At 71.6% G+C, this 25,626-nt stretch carries 6 protein-coding genes; all 6 read right to left on the minus strand.

All coding sequences use genetic code 11. The annotated features are described in order from the left end of the window. Positions 1 to 281 precede the first annotated feature (281 nt). The 6 genes from ACFYVL_RS21465 to ACFYVL_RS21490 all read right to left on the minus strand — a co-directional run bounded on the left by ACFYVL_RS21465 (position 282) and on the right by ACFYVL_RS21490 (position 25,601). Positions 282 to 1,955 carry a hypothetical protein gene (locus tag ACFYVL_RS21465; protein ID WP_389247059.1) on the minus strand — a complete coding sequence of 558 codons (1,674 nt, stop codon included), beginning with the start codon at positions 1,953 to 1,955 and terminating at the stop codon, positions 282 to 284. 64 nt (positions 1,956 to 2,019) lie between these two features. Then, the gene (locus ACFYVL_RS21470; protein WP_389247060.1) at positions 2,020 to 5,172 is read right to left on the minus strand and encodes a hypothetical protein; all 3,153 of its coding nucleotides are present in this window, start codon (positions 5,170 to 5,172) and stop codon (positions 2,020 to 2,022) included. Positions 5,173 to 5,266: 94 nt separating this feature from the next. Further along, a complete protein-coding gene (locus ACFYVL_RS21475) occupies positions 5,267 to 5,629 on the minus strand; it encodes a hypothetical protein (protein ID WP_389247062.1) in 363 nt (120 codons plus the stop codon). Then, entirely contained in the window at positions 5,626 to 24,762 is a 19,137-nt protein-coding gene (locus tag ACFYVL_RS21480) for a hypothetical protein (protein WP_389247064.1), read from the minus strand. The genes ACFYVL_RS21475 and ACFYVL_RS21480 overlap by 4 nt, the downstream gene beginning before the upstream one ends. A 3-nt stretch (positions 24,763 to 24,765) precedes the next feature. Beyond that, positions 24,766 to 25,086 carry a hypothetical protein gene (locus ACFYVL_RS21485; protein WP_389247066.1) on the minus strand — a complete coding sequence of 107 codons (321 nt, stop codon included), beginning with the start codon at positions 25,084 to 25,086 and terminating at the stop codon, positions 24,766 to 24,768. After that, the gene (locus ACFYVL_RS21490; RefSeq protein WP_389247068.1) at positions 25,083 to 25,601 is read right to left on the minus strand and encodes a YbaB/EbfC family DNA-binding protein; all 519 of its coding nucleotides are present in this window, start codon (positions 25,599 to 25,601) and stop codon (positions 25,083 to 25,085) included. The genes ACFYVL_RS21485 and ACFYVL_RS21490 overlap by 4 nt, the downstream gene beginning before the upstream one ends. Positions 25,602 to 25,626 lie beyond the last annotated feature (25 nt).

A 25,626-nucleotide genomic window follows, 5' to 3' on the forward strand; every position in this document is an offset into this window, starting at 1 on the left:
CACCGGAACCGGTTCCGTTCCGCAGCACCAGATCAGAAGTGATCGACGCGCGGCCCGCGAGTTGCCGCGCCGCAGCATTCGTGCAATGCCCTCGTTCGCCGAGTACGGCACTTCGCACGGCACCGGCCGTCCCGGCGGCGGCACAGCGGTGCCCCCGGTCCGCGGAGAGGCAGGACCGGGGGCACCGGGGCCGCGGCGCACCGGAGGAGTGCGCGAAGCGCCTGGGCCGCGCGAAACGCCAGGGGTGGCAGAAGTGCCAGGGGCGTCAGCGGCGGGGGAGCCTACGCCGTGCAGCTCACCTTGATCGGGGCCGCCGCCGCGTGCCGGTTCCCCGAGGTCTTGCCGCGGTTGTCCATGACGACGGATACCTTGCCCGTCGCCGGGAACGTCCCGGCGTTGACCCACTCACCCAGGTGCGCGGTCTGGTTGATCTCGAAGCTGCCGATCACCGTGCTCGACTTGGGCACGAAGGCGCGGTGGACGGTGTAGTACGCGGGGCTGCCGCCCACGTAACTGATGTCGCTCACCTTCGGGATGTAGACCGAGACCTGGCAACTGCCCTTCGTCACCTCCCCCGTGTAGAACTTCCACTGGGCGAAGCCGTTGGAAGTCGACGTGCTGTTGGAGAGCGGGACGCTGTAGTAGAAACCGCTGCACCCGTAACCCGTCTGGCTGCCCTTGCTGCCGCGCCAGCCCTTGTTGCTGTCCCGCCACTGGTCGGAGGTGGCGAACCCGGCGGTGTCACAGCCGGGGCCTATGAGGTGGTTGTACGTGGCCACGGTGGCCGGCTGCTGCTTCTGGGTGCCGCCGGAGGTGCTGCCGCTCGTACCCTCGGCGGGCTTGTCGGCGGTGTTCCCGCCGGTCGTGGTGCCGGGGGCCGTGGGCGGGGTCTTGTCACCGGGTACGGGCTTGGTGCCGGCCTCCGCGGGGACGGTGCCGGTGCCGACACCGGCCCCGGCCTTGGTGACCGCGCCCTTGTCGCCGGTGGTGCCGCCCTCGTGCAGGCCGCCCGTCGCGCCGGTGCTGCGCTCCGCGAGGGAGCCGCCCGCCTTGGCGCCACCGGCGCCGGCGCCCGGAAGGTTCTCGCCCGGGGCGTTCTGCTGACCGGGCACGATGCCGGGGCCCGAACCGTCCGGGCCCATCCGGCTGCCCGCGGGGCCCTGAGCGGCTGCCGGGCCGATCTCGTCGTCCGACCCGGACAGCCCGGAGATCAGGAACGGCACCCCGACCAGCAGCAGCCCACCGGCCACGGCCGCGGCGATCATCGGCTTGCCGGGGCGGCCGAGGGCGAGGCCGGAGGAACGGCGGGCGGTGCTGCCGGTGGCCGCCTTGGTGGCCGTGGCAGTCTTCGTGCCGGTGGTGCTCGCCGAGGCGGTGGCCACCGTGGCCGTCGTACCTGCCACTGCCGTCCCAGTGGCGGCGGCAGCGGTGGTGGAACCGGACTTCTGCGCGGGCGACTTGGACTTCCCGGGCGTCTCTCCTGCGACGGCGGTGGACGTCTCCCGGGCCTTCTCCTGCGCCTGCTGCGGCTTCTGTGGCGTCTGTTCCTTCTGCGCCTTCGCCGGAGCCGAGGACGAGGACGTGGACGTGGACGAGGCGGTGGCTGTCGCCTTCGCCTTCGCCGTCTCCTTGGCTGCCGCCTCGGACTCGGGGGCCGCCGCTTCCTCCTCCTGCTTCTTCTTGCCTTCAGCTGCCGTGGTCTGCGACCCGGTGCTCGCCGCCGTCGAAGCGGTCGGGACAGCGGCTGCCTTCGCCGCCTTGGCTGCCTTCGCCGTCTTCTTGGGCTCTGCCTTCTTCGGCTCGGGCTCTGCCTCGGTCTTTTCGGGCTGGGCCTTCTCGGGGAAGAGGCCCGAAGTCGGTTCCTCGGCGAGCACCGCGAGTTCCGCCGCGCGGGGAACGGGTGAGCCTGAGGTGCCGGACGTCGCTCCGGCGGGAGCCGACTCGCTGCTAGCCATGACATGCCTCTCTGAGGGGACAGGTGGGGGAGGGGGAAAAGCAGTAGGGAAGGTTCAGGTGGGTTCAGGAAAGGTGCGCGGTGGGGAACGCCCCCGTGCACCGGGCGGGCCAGCGGGCGTCGGTCCCGTCGGACCTGAGGGCCGCCGCGTCCAACCGGGCGACCGCCTCGTCCGACGGCACCCGGAACTGAGCCGCCCCGGCGGGCACTTCGGCCAGCAGTACGCGCGCGGGCAGACCTTCCGCCGCTTCGTGCCTGGCCAGTACGGAGAACTCGGTCCCGGCACCGAACAGCGCCGTCGCACGATCGCCGTCGGTCGCCGATGCGGACGCCTGGAGTGCCGAGGTGCGGCGCGCCGTCAACGGCCTGACGACGTACCGCACATGCTCCTCCGGCGGCAGCGGCGCGCCCTTCGACTCCAGGTGCACGACGTCCAGCGGCGCGTCGCAGTACAGAAACGCCCCCGGTACGACATCGTCCGCGATCTCCGGCCCCGGCACGGCCCGCATCAGCGTGCCGCGCAGCGCGGGCAGCCGACGCAGCCCGGAGGCCAGGCAGGCGGCGTACGGGCCGAGTTCGCCGCCACCGGCCCCGGCCCCCGCCTCTGCGGCGAGCGCGAGTGAGCCGAACCGTCCGTCCGGCGGGGACGACAGATAGAGGTGTACGGCGATCAGGTCGGTACGCGCGGCGCTCTCACCGGGACCGCGCAGGGCGGGCAGCCGGATGAGTGCCTGGTTCACCGGCCCGGTGTGCTCCTCCCAGACGGCCGCCGCCAGCTCCCGGAACGCGGCCCGGTCGTCACTGCCGCTGAAACCGCTGCCGGAAGGACCGGCGGCGGCTCCGGCCCGGCGGGGTGCGGCGGTCCGGACGACGGGCGGGGCGGGAGTCGCGGAGGGGCTCTCCGGGGCGCGGGTCCCGGAGCGTACGGCCGAGGACGGAGGGGTGGCCTCGGGTGCTTGAGGTGCTTCGGGTTCTTCCGCCGCTTTCGGTGCTTCCGCCGTTGCCGGTGCTTCCGGTGCTTCCGGTGCTTCCGGTGCTTCCGGTGCTTCCGGTGCTTCCGGCGCATCCGGCGCTTGCGGTGTCTTCGGAGCGGGGGAGCCGCTGCTGGTGGCGGGACGCGCGGAGGTAAGGCGAACGGGGGCGACGGGCGGGGCCGTGAGAGCGGTCGAGACCGCAGTGGCAGCCTCAGAGGTGGGTTCAGCCGCAGCCGCAGGATCGGTCGTGGTTCCGACCGCAGCCGCAGCCTCGGTCGTGGTCTCGGCCGCAGGGGCAGCCGCAGCCTCGGTCGTGGTCCCAACTGGAGCCGTGGTCGGTTCCGTGGACGGTGTGGAAGGCGGGCCGGACGGCTCGGTGACGCCTGTCGGAGCGGGCGCGGGCGCAGCCTCCGATGCGCCCTCCGACGCGGACCCAGCTCCATCTCCAGCCCCAGCCTCAGTCCCAGCCGCAGCTTCGCCCCCTGCCCCGGCCGGTGGTGGCGGGGTCGTGGCGGTGCCCCGGGTGGTTCGTTCCGGGGATGCCGCCGAAGTGTGCCTCGTGGATGTCGCGGAAGCGGTCACCTGCGAGTTGGTCTCCGGTCCGGCGACAGCCGTGGCCGTCTCGTGCCGGGAGGCGACGGCCGGCCGGGACGCCCCGGCAGCGGAGACCGAGGCGAGCGCTCCCGGCCGGACGGGGGCCCCGGAGACACTGAGCACGTCCGGCCGGACCGCCGCCGTCTCGCCGCCCGCAGCTGTCTGGCCGTCCGTCGCTGTCGGTTCGGCCGGTGCGTTTCCGGATGCCGTACGCGATGTTGTGCGCGCTCCCGTGGCGTACCTCAGTCCGTTGCGTACGGCGAAGCGGCGCAGCGCGCCCACCGTCTCCGCGCTTGCCCGCGCGGGTGCGGCGATCTCCGCGTGTTCCCTTATCTCCTCGTCCAGTTCGGGCAGCAGCGCGGCGAGCGACTTCAGCAGACGGCCGCGTGCCCTGTCGTTCGCTCCCGTGTCCTCCACCTCGATCCGGGCGGCACGGGCATCGGCGGGGCGGTCGCGGACGTCGTCGGGCGGTACCGGGGAGGCGCCGACCCACAGGCCCGCCCGTACCGCGACCACGTACGCGTCGTCCGTCAGCCGCAGTGCGCCCGGTTCGAGTGCGGGGCCGCCCAGGCCCTCCGGAAGCTGCCAGTGCACCGGCCGCGCGGCGGGACGGTGCCCGTCCTCCCCGGCTGGGGAGCAGAGTACGGCGGTCAGCAGAGCCGGCCAGGTGAACTCGCCCTCGGGCGAGTGCAGTCGTACGGACTCGGTACGCGCAGGCGCTCCGCCGCCTTCCGCCCCTGTGCCGGGGGTGGCGAGCGGCAGACCCGTGCAGAGCTCGACCTCCGTGCCGAGCAGGTCGGCCACGGTCTCCGCGACCGGCAGCTGATCGCGGCCGTCGCCCGGTGCGAGCCGCACCGACCTGCGCAGTTCGGCGGGCAGTCCGGCGAGCAGGGTCGCCAGGTCCTCGGCGAGGGCATCCCGAGGTGTGTTCCCGGAACTCACCAGCACGGTCAGCCGTTCAGGGTGTACGGCGAGGGTGAACGCGGGGTCCCCGGGGCGGGGTGCGGCCGTCTCCGTGGGACGCAGCAGCAGTCCCGCCGGGATCTGCTGCACCGTGCAGCCGCCGCCCAGCTCGCCGAGCGGCACCCGGGCCAGCGCCCGCTGCCAGCTCGGCGCGGGTATGCGTGCGCCCAGCGCCTCGGGCGCACAGCCGGGGGAGAACCGCCACCAGCCGCCGGAGCGAGAGGCCGGCTCGGTGACGTACAGCCCGCCGCCCGGTACGAGGACGGCCGCCGAGTCCGGAGCGTCGAGTTCCAGCTCCCAGGCGTCGGCGAGGCGTTGCGCCAGCGGGAGCCGGCCCGACGTCGACGCCGCGGCGCCGGACATCACCAGCCGCGCACCCGTGTGCGTACCGCCGCTGAGCCGGGCGAGCAGACCGCCCAGTTCCTCGCCGAGGTTCCCGGCCGCTTCGGCGGCCACGTCGACGACCACCACCGGCCTGTCCGGCTCGACGGGCAGCGCACGGGCCAACTCGCCGACCGATGTGCGGCGGTCGGCCGACGAACGGAGCAGATATCTGCCGTCGTCCTCCTCCAGAACGGTGTACGGGGCCGCGGCACCCGCCCCCGGACCAGGCACAGTCGCGCTCGGCGCCGCGGAGGTGGTGCGGCGCCCGAGCCAACGGGGAAGCCGTGAGGGCACCTTGCTCATGTGGTGTGCCCCCGGCGGCTGCGACTGCTGTGCTGCACTGCTCCTCCATCAACGGCCGTGCCCGAATGTGATGTTGAACATAGCTTCCGTGGACTCATGCGGTGTCCCCGGGGCTGGTGGTACGGGTGGGGCGGGCGGGGCCTGGGCCGGTGAGGATGCCGAGAGCCAGTTCGGAGAGCGCGGAGGGAGCGGACCGGACGGGTTCGGCAGCGGGCCCGGGGGCCGGTTCGGTGTCGGGCTCGGGCACCGGGGCGGACGCGTCCGCGCGCTGTCGCGCCATCCGCTCCTCGTGCTGTTCCACCGCCCGGCAGGCCCGCTCCCAGGCCTCTCTGGCGGCGTCCAGTTCGGCCTGCCGGAGTTGCTGCTCCTGCGCGGCCAGGGCTGCCCACTCGGTGAGTTCCTCCCACGTCGCTGCGGAGAGGGCGGCAGCGGACGGCAGGGGCGGGGTCGGCGTCATCGGGTGGTCGCCCCTTCCGGGCTGGGCGAGGAGCCGCTGTTCGCCGTGCTGCTCCGCGGGTTGCCCAGCAGGATGTTGGTGATGTCGAGGGAACTTTGCTGCGGAGGGTTGCCGGTGGCGTTTCCGGCCGGGCGGCCGTCGTCCGGGTTCCCGGCCTGGGGAAGCGCGCCGGACCGGATCTCGGCCCGCCATCCGCCCAGCGAGCGCGACGGCTCCTGTGCGATCGGGTTGCCCCAGACGTCCCTGTCCGGGGATTCCTCGGTCCGGAAGTCCCAGGTCAGTACGAGATGCCGCGAGGTGGGACCGGTGCCGGTGAGCACCTCGTGGACGGTGCCGTCGGGGCCCGTGACGTGGATGTCCATGCCCAGCGCGGCGGCGTACTGCTTCAGGAGGTACAGGGCGGCGGCGTCCAGGGCGAACGTCCTGCCCGAGTCCGGGTTCCGGTAGTCGGCGAAGGTCACCGCACCGTCGCCCGGAGTCTCCGTGCCGTGCGCGGTCTCCGTCGTGGCGTCGAACGGGTGGAGCCTGCCGGTGACCAGCCTGATGAAGAAGTCGTCGACCTGCATCCCGGTTTCCAGAGCCCCGTTGGTCAGCGCGGTCACGTGTGCCCGGTCGGTGGACCTGTGGCCCAGTTCTTCGGCGGGCGTGGTCGTCGCGGTGTAGAGGTTGTTGAGCATGGTGTACAGGGCTGTTCGCGTGCTGGTCGTCCCCGGTGCGGGAGTGGGGTCGGGGGTGAGGGCGTCGAGTGCGGCGAAGAGGGAACCGGGCGGGTTGTTCAGCCCTCCGGACTCGTTCAGCGGTGTGTGACCCTCCTGGAAACTGGTCAGGTACTCGCGGGCGAACGCGTCCAGATTGCGCAGCAGGTACAGCTCGTTGGGCGTCTGTGCCAGCGACTCGGTGAGACGTGTGATCTGACCGGGATCCATCCCCGCGAAGATGGTGACGACGTCGTTGGGGGAGATCCCGGCCGGGATGGCGGCCGGGACCTTCGCCGCCATCGACTTGTTGACCGTATGGCCCTTTCCGAGGTGACCGTCGTGGGCGTCCGAGGGGGTGGCGTGCCCATCGGTGCGGCGCACGGGCCACAGCGCGTCGTGCTGATTCCTGTGGTTCAACCGGCTTTCGACGAAGGGCTCGACGCTCAGGGACTTTCGTTCCACCGGGGGCTTCTCCGCAGAGGTCTGCGTCTCCCGGGACACCGGGGCGGAAGGGTTCGGCTCGCGGAGGGTGCCGGGGTGGAAGACCTGGCCGAAGATGCTCTGCACGGGGTCGTGGCGCTGCGGAAGCTGACCGGTTTCCATCAGACCGGCCACGAGCCTGGACAGGTCGGTCTCGGTCGAGGCGTCCACGGGCTCCACGAGATAGGCCATGCCGCGCAGCGGAAGCCGGTTGTTGGAGGCATGGACCTGACGGAGCGTCTGCTGCGCCAGGAATTCCTCACGCAGCACGGCCGCCCTCTTCAGTTCTTCGATGCGGCGCTGTTCCTGGATCGCCGGATCTTCCGGCTGATCGCTCGTGCGCTGTTCCTCGGAGTTCGACGGGTCCGGCTGCCGGTACGGCAGGTTCTCCGACAGTTCCCAGGCGACGAGCATGTTCAGCGACTCGGAGAGGCCACGGAACTCCGAGCCGCCCTCGGCGAACCTGACCGGGTTGAGCACGTCCGAGCGCAGGAGCGTGGCGGCCGCGTCCACGAAGAGGTTCGGTTCCGGCGAGTAGGGCGTCAGGGGGTTGATCCTCGCCTGCCTCGTGCGGATCCGGATGTCCTGGTCGATCGCGTTTCTCGCGATGCTGTCGAGATGCGTGTTGACGAGAGCGGTGAGGTGGCTCTGCTCTTCCGGTGACCGTTCCCCTTCCCTGGGACGCTTCAGCAGAACGTTGATCAGCGCTTCGTCGCTCGCCGTTCGCTCGGCCGGCGGTATGCCCAGCAGGTCGGCCATTTCGCCGCTCTGGACTGTCATCGTTTTGGCTCGCGCTGACTTGATGCCGGCCAGCGCACCCTTGACTGCCGCGTCGTCTTCTTCGGTCCAATCCTTCGGCTTCGGCAGATCCGAGAAATCTTTGCCGGTGTGGTCTCCGAGCATTTTGACGAGCGTGGTGACGTCTCGTGCCACACGCCTTGAGGCGGGCTTTTCCAGCTCTTCTCCGAGTTCTGCCATTTTTGCCGTCGGATCTGCCGCCCACTTGGCTGCCAAGGACTTCTCGAAGTTACGTACCGTCATTTCATGCGTGCGAGAGAGCGCGACCGGGTCGTTCTTCGCTGGGAGCCGGTACCCGCCGGACATCAGCAAGGGGCGGAAATGAGACGGGGTGAGGATTTCGTTCTGCTCCGCGTTGCTGTCTTCCGTGGAGCTGTCTTCGTGCACCGCCACCGGATCGTCACTGAGCCGGTGCTCGAAGTGGTTGAAGCTGTGCTTGCCTTCGGGCGTGAGGTGCGGGTACTCGTCGAAGTCCATGAACGCGACGTACGGGTGGGTGGACTGCTCCCGACCGTCCATCATCGTGAGGATCGTCTGTCGGTTGGCCGGGCTTTCCAGTACGGCGTTGCGGGCCTTGCCGTACAGGAAATCCGTCTTCTTGCTGGAGATGGGGGTGGGAACCAGAGCCAGGGGAAACGGAGAGTGCGACATCGCGGCGGCCCGTTCGATGGCCGAGTGGATCTGAGCGAGGGCAGTATTCTTCTGCGCGACTTCGCCTGTGGTCACCTTCTTGTCGTTCGCAATCACGTGCATGGCGTTGACCCCTACGACGACGGCGACGCGCTCGCCGAAGCCGTTCAGCCCGTGCTGGATGGAATTCAGGAAGGCTTGGAGCTTTTCCGGATGATCCCCCAACTCCTTCGCACTGACCATCGCGTTGACGACGTAGGAGATCTCGCGTGAGTCGTTCAGGCTCTGCTCCACCCAGTTGAGGTACTGCGTGCCGGTCAACGTCCCGTCGGACGCACTCAGGGGGGAGGTCGTGCCCCTGGTGCTCAGGAGATCGAGAAAAGCCTGGTTGACGTGTGCCCTCGTGGCGTGTTGTTCCGTGGTGACCGACGACGAGGAGGTGCCGGGGGTGGGAGGCAGCCACGGCTGGTTCGGGCGCGTCGAGGCGGTCGAGGCGGTCGAGGCGAGGGACGCCGTCGTCTCCGCGTCCTCGGACAGGGTCGCGTCCGCATCCGTGGTCGCATTCGCCTCGGCGGCTTCGTTCGTGGTGAACGGGGTGTGGGTCGAGGAGCCGCCGAAGAGCCCGCCGGTCTCTGTGGCGAGCCGGTTCAGATCGTGCTGGATGAGTTGGCTGATCGCGGGCGGATGCATGTTGAGTTCGAGGAGACCGTTGTAGGCGCTGTCCCGCTCCTGCGTGGCTTCCGCGACCTCGTCCTGCGCGCGCTGGCGCATCGCGAGCACCGTGGGGGAGGGCCCGCGCGAACTCTCGCCCACGTTCGAGTCGAAGAGCGCGGCCAGCCGCTGTTCCGCCGCCGCGAGTTCGCTGTTCGCGCGCTCGTAACGGGTCCAGGCGTCGATCCGCTGCTCGGCCACCTCGCCCGTGGTGTCGCCGACGACACGTTGCCGCACCACTTCGTTCCTGGCACGCATGGAATCGGAGAGGAGGGAGGTGGTGGACGAGTTCGAGGTGGTCGAAGAGGTCGCCGTCACCGGGGTGGACGGAGAAAGATCGTCCTGGTCTTCCTCCTCGGCCGTGCGGCGGTCCATCTCCCGCTGGATCAGGGCCGCGGTTTCGTCGGCGCGCCGCGACTCCTGGAGAGCTTGCAGAACGCGCTGTTCCAGTGCCTCTCGTTCGGCACGCAGTGCGTCCAGCGCCCGGTTCTCGGTGTCGCTGTTGTCGGATTCGGGTTGGGATTCTGGTTCGGACTCGCGGGTGGACTCGTGGTCGGACTGTTGCGACGCCTGGAACTGCCGCAGGACGTTCTGTTCGTCACTCTCCTGGATGGCGCGCAGTGCGTCCAGCGCGCGATTCTCGGTGTCGCTGTTGTCGGAGTCGTCGCTGCTGTGGGAGGTGTCCGAGTCGTCGGAGTCGTCGGAGTCTTCGCTGTCGTAGGAGGTGTCCGAGTCATTCGAGTCGTCTGAGTCATCCGAGTCGTCGGAGTCATCGAAGAGGTCCGACTCATCAGCATCGAGATCGGACTCGTCATCGGACTCGTCCGCGGACTCATGAACAGACTCGTCCACGGACTCGTGACCGGACTCGCTCTCCGATTCCTCCTGCTCCGTCGTAGTGGTGTCCGTGGATTCGGGCACCGGGTGGAAGTCGAGCCGTACGATGCCGTCGGCGGTCAGCAGGTTCAGTTCCACGGGACGAACGAGTGCGTTGGCCACCCCGGCGGCCCACAGGCTCGCCCGGTGCCGTGCCGCCGCCTCGTCGTCGGTGCCGTCCCGGCCGGGCGTTCCCTCGCGGATGTCGAGCCACAGCTCCGCACCCGGCGCGGTCGGTTCCTCCGTCGCGACGCGGGTCGCCAGGAGCTGCGTCAGCTGCTCCTCGGTGAGTGTGGCGTTCCGCGCCTGGCCTTCCGGCCGGGGCTCGTTGAGCAGTGTCGCCACGTCGAAGACGTGCTCGGTGACCCGGAACGGCAGGGCGCCGAGGCCGAGCAGGTCGCGCTCCTGCACCCGTACGAGCGCCTCGCCCTGCACGTGGCGCACCTCGCCGGACGGGCCCGTCACCGTGATCAGGGTCTGGACCCGTGCCAGATGCGTCTGCCAGCGGCGCTCGCCCTGCGGCTGCGAGGTCACGCCCTGCCGCTTCCAGTCGCGGGTGGTCGCCGTGTGCGTGTCGGCGGAACCCGGCTGCTGGGTCTGGGTCTGGAGGAGCGGGACGTTCGGGCCGAACGACGCGGTCTTCTTCTCGTTCAGGTCGTACTTGGTCTGGAGGGTCAGGGCGGTCGCGCTGGACCGGGTCACCGACGAGGTGCCCGACGTGGCCTGGATCAGTACCCGGTCCATCGCCAGCGCGCCGGTCGGCGAGAGCAGCGTGGGGCTGTGCAGCCCGACCGTGACGGTCACGGGCCCGGCCGTTGCCGAGTGGGTCGACAGGGTGCCGCCGAAGAGCGCGGCGAGAGCGACATCGCCGAGCTGTGTGGAGCCGGTCGCCCCGAGGGCGGTGGCGTGGGCGAGTTCGGTGAACTGTACCGCGGCCCGGTCGCCCGCCTCCGTACCGTCGTTGGCGGTCGTCCCGGTGTTGCCCTCGTCCCGGACCAGGGAGGTGTCGGTGTCCGGCAGCGCGCCGCGCGTCACCAGGTCCGGTGCCACCTCGGACAGCGCCGTGCGCAGCTGTTCGAGTCCGGTGAAGCGGTGCACCATCACGGGCCCGGACAGGACGAGCCCCGGGTTCAGCCCGGCCGGCCGCTCGCGCGTGGGCCCCTGGGCCTGCCGCAGATGCGACTCGGCGTTGTGCACATCGGTGCCGGTCAGCCGCAGATCCACCCGTACCGGTACCGAGCCCCGCTCGATGTCGGGGTCGAGCCGTCCCGCCCAGCGGGTCAGGGTGTCGAGCCCGGAGAGGTTCAGCAGCGACTGGGTCAGCCGGGCGGTCAGCTCGCCGGGCGAGAAGGGCAGGGTGTGGGTGCGGACCTCCACGTGGTAGTCGTACTCGGCCGCGTACTCCGCCGCGTTGTCCGTGCGCAGCCAGAACCGCTGGTCGCTGGAGGTGCCCGATCCCGTGGTCACCGCGCGTGTCGAACTGCGGGTCCCCCTGGGGGTCGTCACGTCCGTGTGGGGGCCGACCATCTGGCGCTCGTAGCTGGTGCCGATGGTGGCGTTGAGGCTGTGCTGCACGGAGTTGGTCTCGGTGACCTGGGTGTTCCCGGGGGAATGGGCGAAGACGTTCTCCTGCCCCGAGTTCGCGGTGGCCTCCTTGCCCTGGAGCCGGCTCAGGTCGGTGAAGGGGGTCGCGTGGACCGACACCTCCACCAGCTTGACCGTGCCGTTGCGCACGTGGACGAACCGGTGCCGGATCGGGTCGTCCTGCCCCCGCGAGGGCAGCGCCCGCATTCCGGCCGTGGAGGTCAGCCCGTGGATGCGCTCGCGCGCGCCGGGGCTGAAGGAGTCGCCGGGCGTCAGCAGACCGGGTGCGGCCCGCTCCACCAGCGTGGTGATCAGAGAGCCGAACCGGTCGCGCACGCTCCGGTCGGGCGTCCGCAGCCGTGCGTCGTCGTCGGGTTGGTGGTCCCCCTCGGTGCGCTCGCTGAGGGGTACGGCGTTCAGCACGGCACCCACCCCGAATCCCCGTCCGTCCCGCAGTGACGGGGGGAAGGGCAGGGGCGTCGGCGGCAGCGGGGTCGGGATGGTGAGCCCTGCGACGCCGTTCGGGAAGAACTCGTGGTTGCGCCGCAGCTGGTCGACGGTGGCGAGGTACTGGAGGCCCGCGGGCACGTGGACCGCCACCTGGAACTCGGTGGGAGCGAGCCCGGTCAGGTTCTGCACCGCGTGGGGTGCCGCGTTCAGGAAGAGGTTGCGGCGACCGCTGCGGATGGTCACCACGTAGGTGACGTCCGACTCCAGCCGGTGCAGCTGCATCGACTCGGCGGGCGTCCGGGTGACGGTGCTGCTCGTCGTCAGACCGGTGGTGCGGTCCTGGCGCGCGGCGTACGCGTAGCCGCCCGAGGGCTGGATGCGCGGGACGCTGGGCACCGTCAGGGTGACGCCGCCGCTGTGCTCGTCCGCCTGGCCCCTCGTGCGCTGGAAGGTGCGCGAGTGGGAGGTGTTGGTGCCCGTCTCGATGTACTGGGCGTGCACGTCCGTACCGGTCAGCGGTCGGACCGGACCCGCGTACGCCTGGATCTCCACGGAGTACTCGGTGTCGGCCGTCATCCCGGGCAGCACCAGGCCCTCGATGACGTAGCTGCCCTTGAGGAGCTGGTGGGCGCGCGCGGTGAGCTGGGTGGCGTTGAGCGCCGTGTGCAGCTGCTCGGTCAGGGCGGTGCCGCGGTCGGTGACCTTCCCGCCGAACACGGCGCGGGACAGCCGGTTCAGGGCGGAGGTGCCGGTGGCGGGCGCGGTGGTCGGTCCCTGCTGCTGTGCCTGGGCATTGTCGTCCGCCTGGCTCTGCGCGGCCAGGATCTGCCGGAAGCCGTCCGTGACGGCCTGCCGCAGTTCCTTCGCGCCCCGCAGCAGATCCACGAACGCGTCGTCCGGAAGCCGGGTGGTGTCCTGCGAGAAGGCCAGTGCTTCGGTGTCCTGCGCGGACACCTCCCTGATCACCGGGTCCGTCACCGCGACCTGCTGGGCCGCCGCGAGGGTCCGGTCCGACGGCACGGCCAGCAGCACGCTGCCGGGCACGGCCGGGGGCGTCATCTCCATGTCGATCGAGACCGAGTCCGGCGGGGCGACCGGCTCCGCCGAGGTCCAGGACCGTACCGGAAGCTCGCCGGTGCCCTCGTACAGCGACAGCGTGAAGTCCGCGGGGACCGCGAAGACCTCCGTCGGGCCGTTCCTGGTCAGGACCAGCTGGTCGTGGCCCAGGCCGTTGCCGCTGGTCTCGCTGCCGCCCCAGTTGTTGTGCGTCCGGGTGAACTGGTAGTTGCCGGCGATCGTGGCGCCCGGCGCGGGGCCGGTCGGCGGCACACCCGGCGTGCGGGAGAGGGTGGGGGCCGACACGGACACGCCGCCGCCCCAGTTCGCGGCCGTGGCCGCCGAGCGCTGCTCGGAACCGGGCAGCGACAGCGCCACCATGTTGATGGTCTCGACGTCCGCGAGGGAGTGCCGGTGGGTCACGGCCGCGCCGTCGCGCCGTACCGCCGACAGGGACAGCTCCACCCGCCGTTCGCCCCCGGTGAGACCGCCGGGCAGGGTGAACCAGGTGCGGTGGGCGTCGCCCGCCATGTCGTCGAGTGCGGCCCGCAGCCCGAGCTGCGACCGCTTCTGCTCGAACAGCCGCAGGTTGGCGAGCTGCGCGGCGCGGGTCGCCTCGTCCGTACGGCTCAGCAACCGGGACGGCAACTGCCGGGCGCTGTCCAGGAGTTGGGCCGGTGTGCGCGAACCGTGCGCGGGCGGCTGCTGGGCGGGCGGCAGGAAGCCCTCCTGGCGCAGCCAGTGTTCGGCCCGGTCGAAGAGGTGGTCCGTGCCGTCGACCCGCAGCGGGGTGGCCGACACCCCGATGCCGTTGAGCCGGGCGAGCTCGGCCGGGAGCTGCGGCGTTCCGGCGGCGGGATCCGTGGCCGCGTCCTGCGGCAGTGTCCGCAGCCGCAGTTCCGACTGCCCCGGCAGCCGGAACTCCCGGCTCGTTCCGTCCGGGCCGATGAGGTGCACCGTGTACGAGGCCGTGTACGGCACCGTCCGGTGCGCGCGGACGGTGCGCAGGGTGTGGTTGACGGTGGCGGAACCGCCCGAGCTGTGCCCGTGGGTCCAGCCGTGTTTCACGCCCACCTTGCCGCCGAAGCCGATACCTGCCCCGTACGCCCAGCTCACGGCCTTGTCCCAGAGGGTGGAGTTGACCAGGAAGGAGAGGTTGACGGGCAGGTCGAAGCCGAGCCCGGAGGTGACCTTGACGCTGGTGTCCAGCTTCACGGTGCGGGTGAGGTGGCTCTCCAGGAAGAAGTCGCCGGGCAGGGAGCCGATGGTGCCGCCCTCGACCGGCCGCAGGTCGGCGGTGAGCCGCAGCATTCCGGCGAGCTGGCCGCCGGGGGTGTACAGCCGCGGGCTGTACTGGCCGCCGCGGCCTTCGGTCCGCTCGCCGGCCGCCTCGTGCAGCCGCTGGAGCGGCAGCCCGCCCCGCAGGTTGGCCTCGCCGAACAGGGTCGCCACCTCCGCGCGCGAGTGCGCGGACAGCGTGTCCAGGAAGCGGCTGAGTTCGTCGTTGTTCCGCACGGCGCGGCTCACGAACCCGGGGTCGCGCAGCGAGTCCACGGCCCACAGCGGCAGGTCGTCCAGCTGGGCGTGCGGGGACGGCGCGGTCTGCTGCGCGGGGGTGTCGGGCGTGGTCGCCACCCGGTCGGGGAACTGCACGACGAGCGGTGCGTGCCGCACCCCGTCCTGCTGGTCCACCCGCCACTCGGCGGTGAACAGCACCGGATGCGACGGGGTGTTGTTGCGCATCGCCTGCGTCTGGGAAACGGTCTCGGCGGTGGTGGCGCTGAACGCCCGCTGGTTGTGCGTCACCGTCAGCGCGGGGCTGAAGGCGCTACCGGTGTAGAAGCCGGTGACCCCGAGGAGGACGTTTCCGGTCAGCGGGATCGGCAGGGTGCGCGGGTTCACCGAACCGGAGGCGGAACCGTGGTCCAGGGCGCTGGTGGCCCGCTTCTCGACGCGCCGCTGGGGGTCCTCCTTGGTGAACGCCCCGTGCCGGTCCGAGGTCCGCGGCTCGGAGAGGGTGAGCGACAGGGTGACGGTGCGCGGCCCGGAGGCCAGCGGCACGGTGAGCGGCAGGCCGTGCCCGCTCAGCAGGTACGGCATCCGCGAGTCCAGCGCCGAGGGCCCCAGCTCGCGCTCCAGCGTCCCGCGCACGGTCTGCCGGTCCGCGTCGTCCAGCCCCTCGCCGAGCGCCCGCAGCACGTCCCGGTGCAGCCCGGTCATGGTGTCCGGCGACAGCGGCTCGAAGTGCTCCATGCCGACGCCGGGAAAGTTCGGGGTGCCGTACTGCCGCACGTACTCCGAGAGCGGCCCGCTCCAGCCTTCCGGTGCCGAACTGGTCGGCGGCGTCACCGAGTCGGGGTCCGAGGAGGCCAGCCGCACCGGCCCGGTGGCCGGGGGCGCGGTGAGCGGCGCCGTGTCCGGGGACAGGGTGTGCAGCGGGATCACCGCGTGCCGGCTGACCTGCTCGATCGTACGGAGGTAGTCCTGCGGCAGCGTGCGCAGCGACTCCTCGTCCACCCGCACCATCAGCCCCTGCTGCCGCACCCCGGAGGCGTCGGGCGAGCGGCGGAACAGGTGCCGGTCGTCGGGGCCGGCCGTCGGCCTGGACTCGGCGTACTCGTCCGCGAGACCCAGGTAGTGCAGGATCTCGTGGGTGAGCACGGCGTCGCTGTGCCCGACGTCCCAGGTGCGCTGGTCGGCGCGCGGCACGATGCTCTGCGACCGGGACAGCGTCACCGCCTCGCTGTGCGCGGACGACTCCAGGAATTCGGCCGTGACGTGCAGCTGGTCGCCCGAGTCGGGCAGCGTGTAACCGACGTTGACGTAACGGTCCAGGGTCGCCTGCACCCGAGAGTGCAGCGCCGACAGGTCCTGCGCGGTCAGCCCGTCGGTGAGCCGGAACGGCAGGGTCACATAGAACTGACGGACCGTCCGCCCGTCCGGCAGCCGCACCTGGCGCACATGGTTGCGGATCAGCGTCATCGAACCGTCGAGCCGCCCCCCGGCGCGCAGCGACTGCACCAGCTTCGGGTCGAAGCGCTCCGTGTGCACGGCGGCGGTCTTCGTCGCGGGGAACGCCGCCACCTCGTGCGGGGCGACCGGACGCGTCGTCCGCCCGCCCGGCGGCCGGGAGCCGTTCGTGCCGGGCGCGGCCGGTGCGGTCCCGTCCCCGGGGGCACCGGGCGAGGGCCACCGGGGAGTGAGGGAGGCCAGGGACTGGGCGGTCGGGTCGGCGGGCGGCGGCACCACGAGGCCGGGTATCTGACGGCCGCCGGGACGGTGCGCCTCGGCGATCTCGCCGGGGAGGGCGAGGTGGCGCACCTCGGCCTCGATGAGGAGGTCGTCGGCCTCGTTCACCCGCTGCTGCGCCTCGTGCCACGCGAGGTCGTGCCGGGCGTCCGCCTCCTCGCGGCGTGCCAGGCCGAGCAGGTCCACGGCCCGCGCCTCGTCCCGCGCGGCGGCGTGCAGGGCGTCGTACGCGGCGGCGTCCCGCTCCAGCGGGGCCAGCGCCTCCTGGAGCATCGTCTCGCGCCGGCGCAGCGCTTCGATCCGGTCGGGGGTCGCCACGGCCAGCCGCTCGCGGGTGGTCCGCAGCATGCCGTCGGCCTGCTGGAGGGCGTCCCGTACGTCCTGCTCGGTCCGCTCCAGCGTGCCGGCGAGGTCGCGCTGCCGGGTGTGCGCCTGCTGCGCGTCGAAGAGGTCCTGTTCCCGCGCGGCGCGGCGGCCGGTGGCCTCCTGGAGCGCGTTCCGCGGGTCGGGGCCCGGCGCGCGCCGGCCGTGCCGGTTCTCCAGGTCGCTCAACAGGGAGCGGGCGTCGTTGAGTTGCCGCTTCGCCCCGTCCACGTCGGGGAAGGGCGAGGAGTCCGGGGTGAGGGAGAAGAAGCGGGTGCCGTCCCCGTCGCGCAGTGCGAGTTCCACCGGCCGGCCGCTCGCGCCGGCGACCGCCTGGGCGCGCAGCAGCGCCTCGTAGCGCGCGGCCGGGGTGGGGTGGGTCCCCAGGTCCAGCCAGAGCTGCGGGGCCACGGACGGCAGGGCCCCTGACTCGGTGCCGAGCAGGGCGGCGACGCGGTCGGGCGCCAGGTTCCGGACGTCCGGTGCCGACAGGTCCCACACCTGGTTGCCCCGGGCGGCCTCGGGCAGCACGCCGAGCCCCAGCAGGTCGCGCTCCGGCAGCCGTACGACGGCGGTGCCGGTCACGTACCGCACGTCGCCCCTCGGGCCGGTCACCGTGGTGACGGTGTCGACCTCGACCTCGTGGGTGCGCAGCCCCTCGGCGGCCTCGGACTGGCCGTCCGTGCCGGTCTTCTCCCAGTGCCGGGCGAGCGCGGAGACGCCGCCGCCCTGACCGCCCGGGGTCGACTGGTACGACACGACGGGCACCGACCCGCCGAACGCGTAGTCGCCCTTCTCGGAGAGCGTCCCGGTGACCCCGAGGGTGAAGGCGCCGCCGCGCGCGGTCGAGGTGCCCGACGTCGTGCTGAAGCCCGTCATCCGCACCCGGTCGACGGTCACCCCCTTGGTGCTGTCGATCAGCCGGGGGTTGAACACCTGGGTGGACATCGTGACGGTGGGGTGCTTCGAGGTGCCGGTGAGCGTGCCGCCCGCACCGGCCGCCAGACGCACCGGGTCCAGCACGATGCTCCCGCCGTGCAGCAGCTCCGTGAGCCGGGCCGCCGCACCGTCGTGGGTGCTGCCCGAGGTGAGGCCGGGGGTGTCGAGGGCGGGCGCCACCTGCCGGACGGCCTCCAGCAGGGGCCGCTGGTTGCTGAGCGCGTACACGACCTCGTTGCCGGTCGGCCTGAGCGGTGTCATGGGGTGCGCGGGACGGGGGTCCTCGCGCAGCACCGTGTCGGTGGGCGGCCGGTTGTGCTGCGAGGGCTCCGGCACGGACTGGTCGCGGTCCCCGGCGAAGCGCAGGGTGACCCGGCCGTCGACCGACGTCGGGTGCCGGGTGGTGTCGCCGTCCACGAGGAGGTCGGCGGTGAAGACGTAGCCGAGGGTGAACTCGTTGCCGCCCTTGACGCGCTGCCACAGCCGGTCCTCGGCGGTGACGGTGGTGCTGACCGTGTCCGTACGGGCGGTGGAGCCGCTGCCCGAGGGGCTGACGGTCGCCTTGCGGGAGGTCTGGTCGGACGTCGGCACCACGATGCTGCCCGGCAGGGTGAAGCCCCAGCGGGTGGTGCGGCTGGTGGACTCGGTGAAGTTGGCGGGGGCGTGCGCGGAGTAGTTCTCCACCGCCGCGCCCTCGTTGGCCTTGCGGCCCCGTACGTGGGCGAGCTGTTCCCCGGTCCAGGCGGGCCTGCCGTGCACCCGCACTGTGACGGTGCGGGTGCTCCCGCCGCCGGTGAACGGGAAGGAGAAGACCAGCGGACCGTCCGCGCCCCGGCCCGGCAGTGCTCCGAGCGCGGCCGGCGAGGTGTAGTCGGCGATGCGCTGGCGCAGCCCGGGGACGTAGTCGCGGTGGCCGGGAGTGAGACTGCCCGGCGCGTGCCGGGTGACGAGATCGGTGAGCTGCTGGCGCAGCAGGTCGGGGCGGCGGGAGTCCGTGTTGACGGCGGGCGGAGCCGGGACGGTGTTCTCGGTGACCTGGGTGTCGTTCTGCGGGTTCCCGTTCTGGGAGTTCTCGTTCTGCGGGTCGGTGTTCTGCTGGTCGGTGTTCTGCGTGGGGGACGGCTGCGTGACCCCGTCCGGGTCCACCGGGACCGGGAGCGGTTGTGCCACCGGTGTCGCCTCCACCACCGCCGCGAGACCGAGCGCACCGTGCCGCACGAAGCGGTACGGCAGCCTGACGTCGTGCGGGCGCGAGGTGTCGGTGTCCTGGCCGGCGAGGTGCTCCAGCATCGTGCCGCCGCGCCGCAGCTGATCGGCCGTGGCGAGGAAGTTGATGCCGCCCGGCACGTGCACCGTTCGGGTCACCGACGTCGCGCCCTCGTTGAGCGGCGAGACGCGCCGGTGACCCCGGTGGACCGTCACCTCGTACGTGATGTCCGCGCTGATCCGGTGCTGGAGGCCGCTCTCGGACGGCACCCGGGTCGTGTTGGTGGACGCGGTGGTGGTCGCGGAGCTGCTGGTGCCCTGCCCGTAGACGCCCTTGAGGCCCGCGCCGCCCGTGGTGGGCTTCGCCGCGGTGCCGGTGGGCGGGGCGGTGCCCGTGGGCGTCGCCGCCGCGGCCTCGGCCTCCGCGAGGCTCTGGCCGTACTTCAGGGTGACTCCGGGGCCGCCCTCGTGGGCGGTGGACCTGGTGACCTGGTGGGAGGCGGTGTCGGTGGTGCCGAGGTCCGTCTCGCCCGCCTGCACGACCGTGCCCAGGTCCCGCGGGTTGGTGAGGACGGCCCGCACCTCGACGACCAGGTCCGTGCCCGCGGTCGCGCCGGGCACGAAGAGGTCGTCGATGACGAAGACGCCCTTCACCATCTGGTGCGCCCGCGACATCAGCGCGGCGGGGGCCAGCTGGGCGTGCAGCGCCTCGTGCAGCAGCTGCGTCTGGTCGGAGCGGTCGCCGCCGGAGAACGTCCGGTGGACCTCGGTGCCCGCGTGCAGTACGGAGCCGAGGACGGACTTCGCGGCGCCCACCGCGGCGCCCCACCAGCTCGTCGTGGCGGGGGCGGTGGTGGAGGGCTGCGTCCGTCCGGCCCGCTGCCCGTCGCCGTCGTCCTGCTGCGCGTTGTCGTGCTGCCCGTTCTCGTGCTGCCCTTCGCTCTGCTGCGGGTCCGGTCGTACGGTGTCCCGGTCCGCGTCCGGCTCGGTGAGGCCGGCCAAGACGGAGTCGACGGCCTCGTACAGCTTTCCGCTGCCCCGGACGACCTCGACGAGCGAACTGTCCGGCAGCAGGAACGTCACATCGCTCTGCGGCAGCGGGGTGCCCGACGGCTGGAGCACCGCGTCCCCGTACGCGTCCGAGGGCCGCGGGGTGTCCGACGACGTGTGGGTGCGCCCCTCCGGCACGGCCAGGTCGACGAACACGGGCTGCCCGGCCGAGGTGAAGGCACCGGTGGCCGTCGGGCCGTTCCCGTCGGTGATCTCCACCGAGAACACGGCCGGGATCCGGAAGACCTCCGTCTTCTGGTTGGCCGACGTGATCACCTGGGTGTGCGACACCGACGCCCCGACGGTGGAGGTCTCGGTGGTCTGCCGGGTGCCCTTGTAGTCCGCGCTCAGGCTGCCCCGGAAGTTGCCGCGCGCCAGACCGGTCAGTTCGCCGCCGAGCTGCCAGGTCGTGGTGGAGCCCGACGACAGCTGGCTGGTGCCGGGCACGGACAGGTTGCTGTTGCTGGGCAGCTGGACGTCGCTCAGCGTGGTGCGGTGGACGGGGGCGCTGTCGTTCGTGGTGTCCCGGTCCAGGGTGAAGCGGAACCGGACGCGGTCGACGCCGCCCCCCGTCAGCGGCTTGGTGAAGTGCAGGGTGAGCCCGCCGTCGACCAGCTCGTCCATGGTTCCCAGCAGGCCGGGCTGGGAGCCCAGCAGGGAGAGTTTGCGCAGGTTCTCCAGCCGGGCCTTGACCAGGCGGTCGTCCGTGCGCAGTCCGCCCCGCTGCCCCTCGACCGGCAGGTAGCCCCTGTCCTGGAGCCAGCCGCGCGCACTGTCGAACACCGTCGTGACGGCATCGCCGTGCACCCGCAGCGGAGTGGTGGTGAGCCCGATGGCGTCCAGCCGGGTCACCTCGGTGGGCGCCAGCTTCTGCCCCGCCGCGGCGGGCCCGCTGCCCTCCGCCGTCGCCGGGGTGAGGGTCCTGATCCGGATCGGTGTGGCGGGCGCCGACCAGGGCTGCCGCTGGTCCGGGCGCCGGTCCGGGGTGCCGTCCGCAGCGAGGAACTCCACGTGGTACGTCACGGTCGCCGGGGTCAGCACATGACCGTTGTTGGTGCGGATGTTGTGGGTCACGTTGTGCGCGGCACCCGCGCCCAGCGCCTGGTCCTTCTGGCCGGTGTAGCCGCCCTTGGGCACTACGGATCCGCCCACGTGGAAGTCCCGGAACGACTTGTCCGCCTCGGCGGGCTTCTTGTTGAACGTGCCGCCGACCCCCGCCTCGAAGCCGTACGACTGCGACACCTTCGCCAGCGAGTCGGCCTTCAGCTGCCGGTCCAGGAAGCGTTCCAGGCTGTACTTCGGGCCGACCTCGATGTCCCGCCCCTCGCGCGGGCTCACCTGCGCGGTGACCTGGAACAGGCCGAGCGCGTTGCCGCCCTTGTCCAGCAGCACCGGCGACCAGGTGCCCGTGCTGCCGCCGGGGTTGTCCGTCGTCCGCTGGAGGGGCAGCGCGCCGAGCAGGTGCTCGGGTCCGAAGAACTTCTCCACGGTGAGCAGCGACTCGGGCGCCAGCAGGTCGAGCCGGTCGCCGAACCGGGTGCGCACCTCGCGCAGCAGACTGCCGGGGTCGGCCATGGAGTCCATGACCCACAGCGGAGACCGGTCCAGCCGGGAGTTGAACCCGTCGGGGTCCGTGTGGTCGAAGTGGTTCGGGCGCTCCGCTCCGGCGGAGTCCTTCGTGCCGTAGTCGGGCGTCGCGAGGTGCTCGGGGAACCAGGCGGTGACCGTGCCGAGTTCGGTGGTGCCCGCGCGGTCCGGCGGCAGTGCCGCGAACGGCGTGTTGGCCGCCGTCCGCACCCGGCCGAGGGCCGTGTAGTCGAAGGGGCTGGCCGGCTCCGTGCTGCGCAGCAGGCTGGTGGAGGTGACGGTGCTGCTCACGGTGGTCGTCAGACTCGTCTGCTGACGCGAGACGTTGAAGCTCAGCGAGGGGGAGACACCGGTCAGGAAACCCTTGATCAGCCCGAAGGTGTTCGAGAACGGGGCGAGCGAGACCGTGCGCACCGTGGAGGTGGCGGACGTCGACGTGCTGTCGAAGGCGGCGGCCTGCCGCTGCTCGTTGTTGTGCGGCGGCTTGCGGTCGCCCGAGCCGAACTGCGTGGCCGGCCTCGGCCGCTCCAACTGGAGCTGTACGTCGAGGGAGTACGGCCGGCCCCCGATGTCCAGGGTGATCCGGTGACCGTCCCTGCTGAGCAGCATCAGCCGGTTGTCCTGGAGTGCCTGCGGGGAGAGCAGTGTGGTCAGCCGCTCGCGCGCCCCGGCGCGCTGTGCGTCGGTGAGCCGCCCGGTGATCCGCTCCAGCTCGGTCAGCGTCTGCTGCTGGAGGGCGGTGGCCACCCGCTCGTCGATCGGGGCGAGGTGGACGCCGCTGAGGCCCTGGCTGTTCTGGGTACCGAACGTCTGGACCTCGGTGGAGAGCCGGGCGGCGGTCGGCTGGGGTGCGAGGAACACCGAGGTGGTGTTCTGCGTGGTGGTGTTCTCCGAGGTGGTGTTCTCCGCGGTGGTGCGGGTGTGGTCCGTGCCGTCGTCGTCCCCGTCGAGGCCGATGTCGACCACGACGTGCGGCGGTGCGGAGTTGCTCGGCCCGGGGGCGCCGTCGTCCTCCGTATCGTCCGTGTCGAGGTTCATGTCGATGACGGTGTGCGGCTGGGTGACGGACGCCGGTGCCTTGCTGCTGGTCCACGCGGGAGCCAGCGAGTTGCCCGAGGCGTCGGACTCGTCGTGCTGCTCGGACGGGGCGAGCCGCAGTTCGGCGGGGGTGGCTCCGGTCTGGTCCTGCTGGTTCAGGGAGAGGGTCTGCGGCGAGTCGCCGCTCTGCGTCTGCTGGGTGCTGTTGTCGGTGGAGACGGTCTGGAGCGGGGCGGGGGAGTCCTGGCCGGTGGACTCCAGGCCGGTGGAGTTGGCCGAGGTGGTGGACGTCGTCGAGGCCGTGGAGCCCGAGGTGTCCGAGGACGTCGTGGAGACCGTGGAGGTGGTGTTCGGGACGGTCGCGGGAGCGCCGGTGTCGGTGGACTTCGCCGAGTTCTGGGCCGCGTTCTGCGACGTGGACTGGTTCGAGGAGTTGGAGGAGGTCGAGGAGTTGGACGGACTGGACGAGTTGGACGTGTTGGCGTTCGCGGAACCCGCCGTGTTCGTCGCGGCCGTGTTCGTCGCCGGGGACGAGGTGCTCGTGGTCGGCGTCGAGGCGGGTGCGTTCGCGGACGTCGAGGCGGGACCGGTGGTCCCCTGGCTCGTGGTCGGCACCGCTCCGGCGATGGGCTGCTGGGTGCTCGGCTCGTCGTCGTCCGAGGTGTCGAGGACGACGTTGCCGTCCTCGTCGCGCGAGGGCCCGGAGAGGTCGAGCAGCTCGAACCCCTCGTCGTCGTACAGCGTCCGGGACTCGCCGGAGTCCGACGCCGAGTGCTCGGAGGAGTTGTCGTCGTCGTCCGAGGAGAGGTACGAGGAGGAGTCGTTGGAGGACGAGTCGTTCGAGGTGGAGTCGTCCGAGGACGAGTCGTTGGAGTAGAGGGAGGCGCCGTCGTCGGAGTACAGCGACGACGTGTCGGAGCCGCTTCCGCCGCCGTTGCCGACCGTGTTCGGAACCGAGGACGTGCCCGCACCGGTGCCGTTGCCGCCGAGCCCGGACCCCGCGCCCGTACCGCTGTTGCCGACACCGGCCCCGGATCCCGCGCCCGAAGGCCCGCCCGAGTCCAGTCCCGCACCTGGGAGCTTCAGCCCGGCCGCCAGCGCCTCGTTGCGCAGGTTGCCGCCGAGCTTCTCACCGCCGGCCTCCATGATGTGGCCCAGACGGCCCTCGACCATGCCGGAACCGAAGGTCAACGCCGAGGTCTTGAAGGTGTGTTCGTCGCTGAACAGCAGGTTGTAGAAGCCCTCGGAGACCGCCGCGTGCGCACCCTCGAACACGCCCTTGGTGGTGCCGTGCACGCCCGCCTGGGCCATCGCCCGTACGGCGCTCCGGCCGAGCTGGTCGGCGGCGCCCTGGCTGAGCAGCTTGGTGAGCTCCTTGTTGCCGAGCGGCTTGAGGGTGTCGCCCAGCAGCTTCGGGAGGTCCTTCTTGCCGGTGTTCTCCAGCAGCGTCCGCGCCCAGTTGCGGCCGACGTCGCCCGCCTTGTCGCCGCCCAGGTGCTTGGTGAAGGTGTCGCCGACGTCGCGGACGAACTTGTCCCCGGCCGCCTTGCCGTTCGGGCCGGTGGTCTTGGGGATGTTGTCCTTGAAGTTCTTGGCGAAGTCGTCGCCGAAGGTCTTCGGCGGCTTGGGGCCGATTCCGGTCGGGCCCTTGGGGCCGTGCACGGGCGGCGGCGGGAACATCTCGTCGAGCTGCTTGCCGATGTTCTTGCCGCCGCCGTTGCCGAACAGGTCGGAGAGCTTCTTGCCCAGCTTGTTGCCCAGGAACTGGAACGGTCCCGCCAGCAGCCCCTGGATCATGCCGGACAGCGCGGCGGCCTTGGTCAGGTCGCCCTCGTACTCGTCGCGGGTGCCCTGGTTGAGCTGCGACCACTGCACCAGCAGGTCCATCGCGACGCCCATGCCCACGTTGATGAGCTGGTGCATCAGCAGCGTCATCAGCGCCCGCCCGAGCCACGAGCGGATCAGGAACCGGACGATCGCGCACTTCGCCAGGTACGCCTGGATCGACGCCCCGAAGAAGAACGCCAGCGCCGCCGCGACGATCGCCTCCACCAGCAGCTCCACCAGCTGGGCGATGATCATGTACTTGGTGTACTGGAGCTGGGTGGCGGCCTTGCGGGTGTACGTCGCCAGCAACTGCGCCTGGTTGGCGACCGCTTCGAAGTAGTTGAGCCCCTCCTCGCCGATGAAGCTCTTCATCGCGGCCTGGTACATCTCGGCGGCGTCGCCGTCGAAGGTCTCGCTGGTGTAGCCGAGAGCCGCGGCGATCTGCTGCTTCATGTCGTTGTTCAGCTTGCCGTGCAGGTCCTTGTGGACCTCGGCGAGCGCGAACAGCTTGTCCTCGTCGCCGTTCGGCGGTACTTCACCGGTCAGCGCGGCGAACAGCCAGGCACATTCGGGAGGGAACTCCAGGGACACGGGTCAGCGCCTGCCGTTCCCACCGTGCAGGTTGCCGGTGATGTCGTTCTGCAGATTGCCGAACTTGGTGGACGTGTCGCGCAGGCTCTGCGCGCTGCCGCTCAGGGCGTTGCTCAGCTCGGTGATGCCCGTCTTGGCGTCCTCGACGGCAGGCAGGTACTTCTTGGCGAACGCCTCGCCGAACTCACCGGTGCCCCAGCAGCCGTGGTACGTGGTCAGCTTGTCCAGGTAGTCGTCGCGGATCAGCTTGATGTGCTGCGCCACCTCGTCGAGGTTCTCGCCGCTCTTGCCGAGTCCGCCGGTGTCGACATCCAGTCCGCTCATCGCTGCGTCCCCCCGTCCGCCGCCACGGAACCGCTCGTGCCGGTGGTGTGCGTGTCCTCGTCCTCGACCAGCTCGTCCAGCAGGGCGCCGCCGGACGGGCGGGTGGGTGCCTTCGACGGCGGCACCGGCAGCCCCTCCTCGCGCAGCGGCGCGAACAGCTCGTCCCAGTCCAGCTCCTGGAAGCCGCCCTCGGCGGTCGGTGAAAGCCCCGGTATGGGGCCGAACGGGCGGTAGATCTCCGCCAGTTGACCGGCCGCCTCCGCACGGGCCTTGCCGATGGTGGCCATCAGTACGCTCGCCAGCTGCGCCGGGGGCATGGTCCGGTAGCGGGCGGTCGGGAAGCGCAGGTTCGTCAGTTCGCCCTGCGGCCCGACCGTGGCCTCCACGGAACGGTCCTTGGCCATGACGGTCGCCGATATCCGGGCCGCGGCGGCGCCGGCCTCGGTCAGTTTGGACCGGGTCTCCTCGAACTCGGCCAATGCCTCGGCCAGGTGTTCTTCCATCGGGTTGCTCATGACTGTTCCGCGCCCTTCCCGTGCT

The organism is Streptomyces sp. NPDC004111 (assembly GCF_042874215.1).
GTDB lineage: Bacteria > Actinomycetota > Actinomycetes > Streptomycetales > Streptomycetaceae > Streptomyces.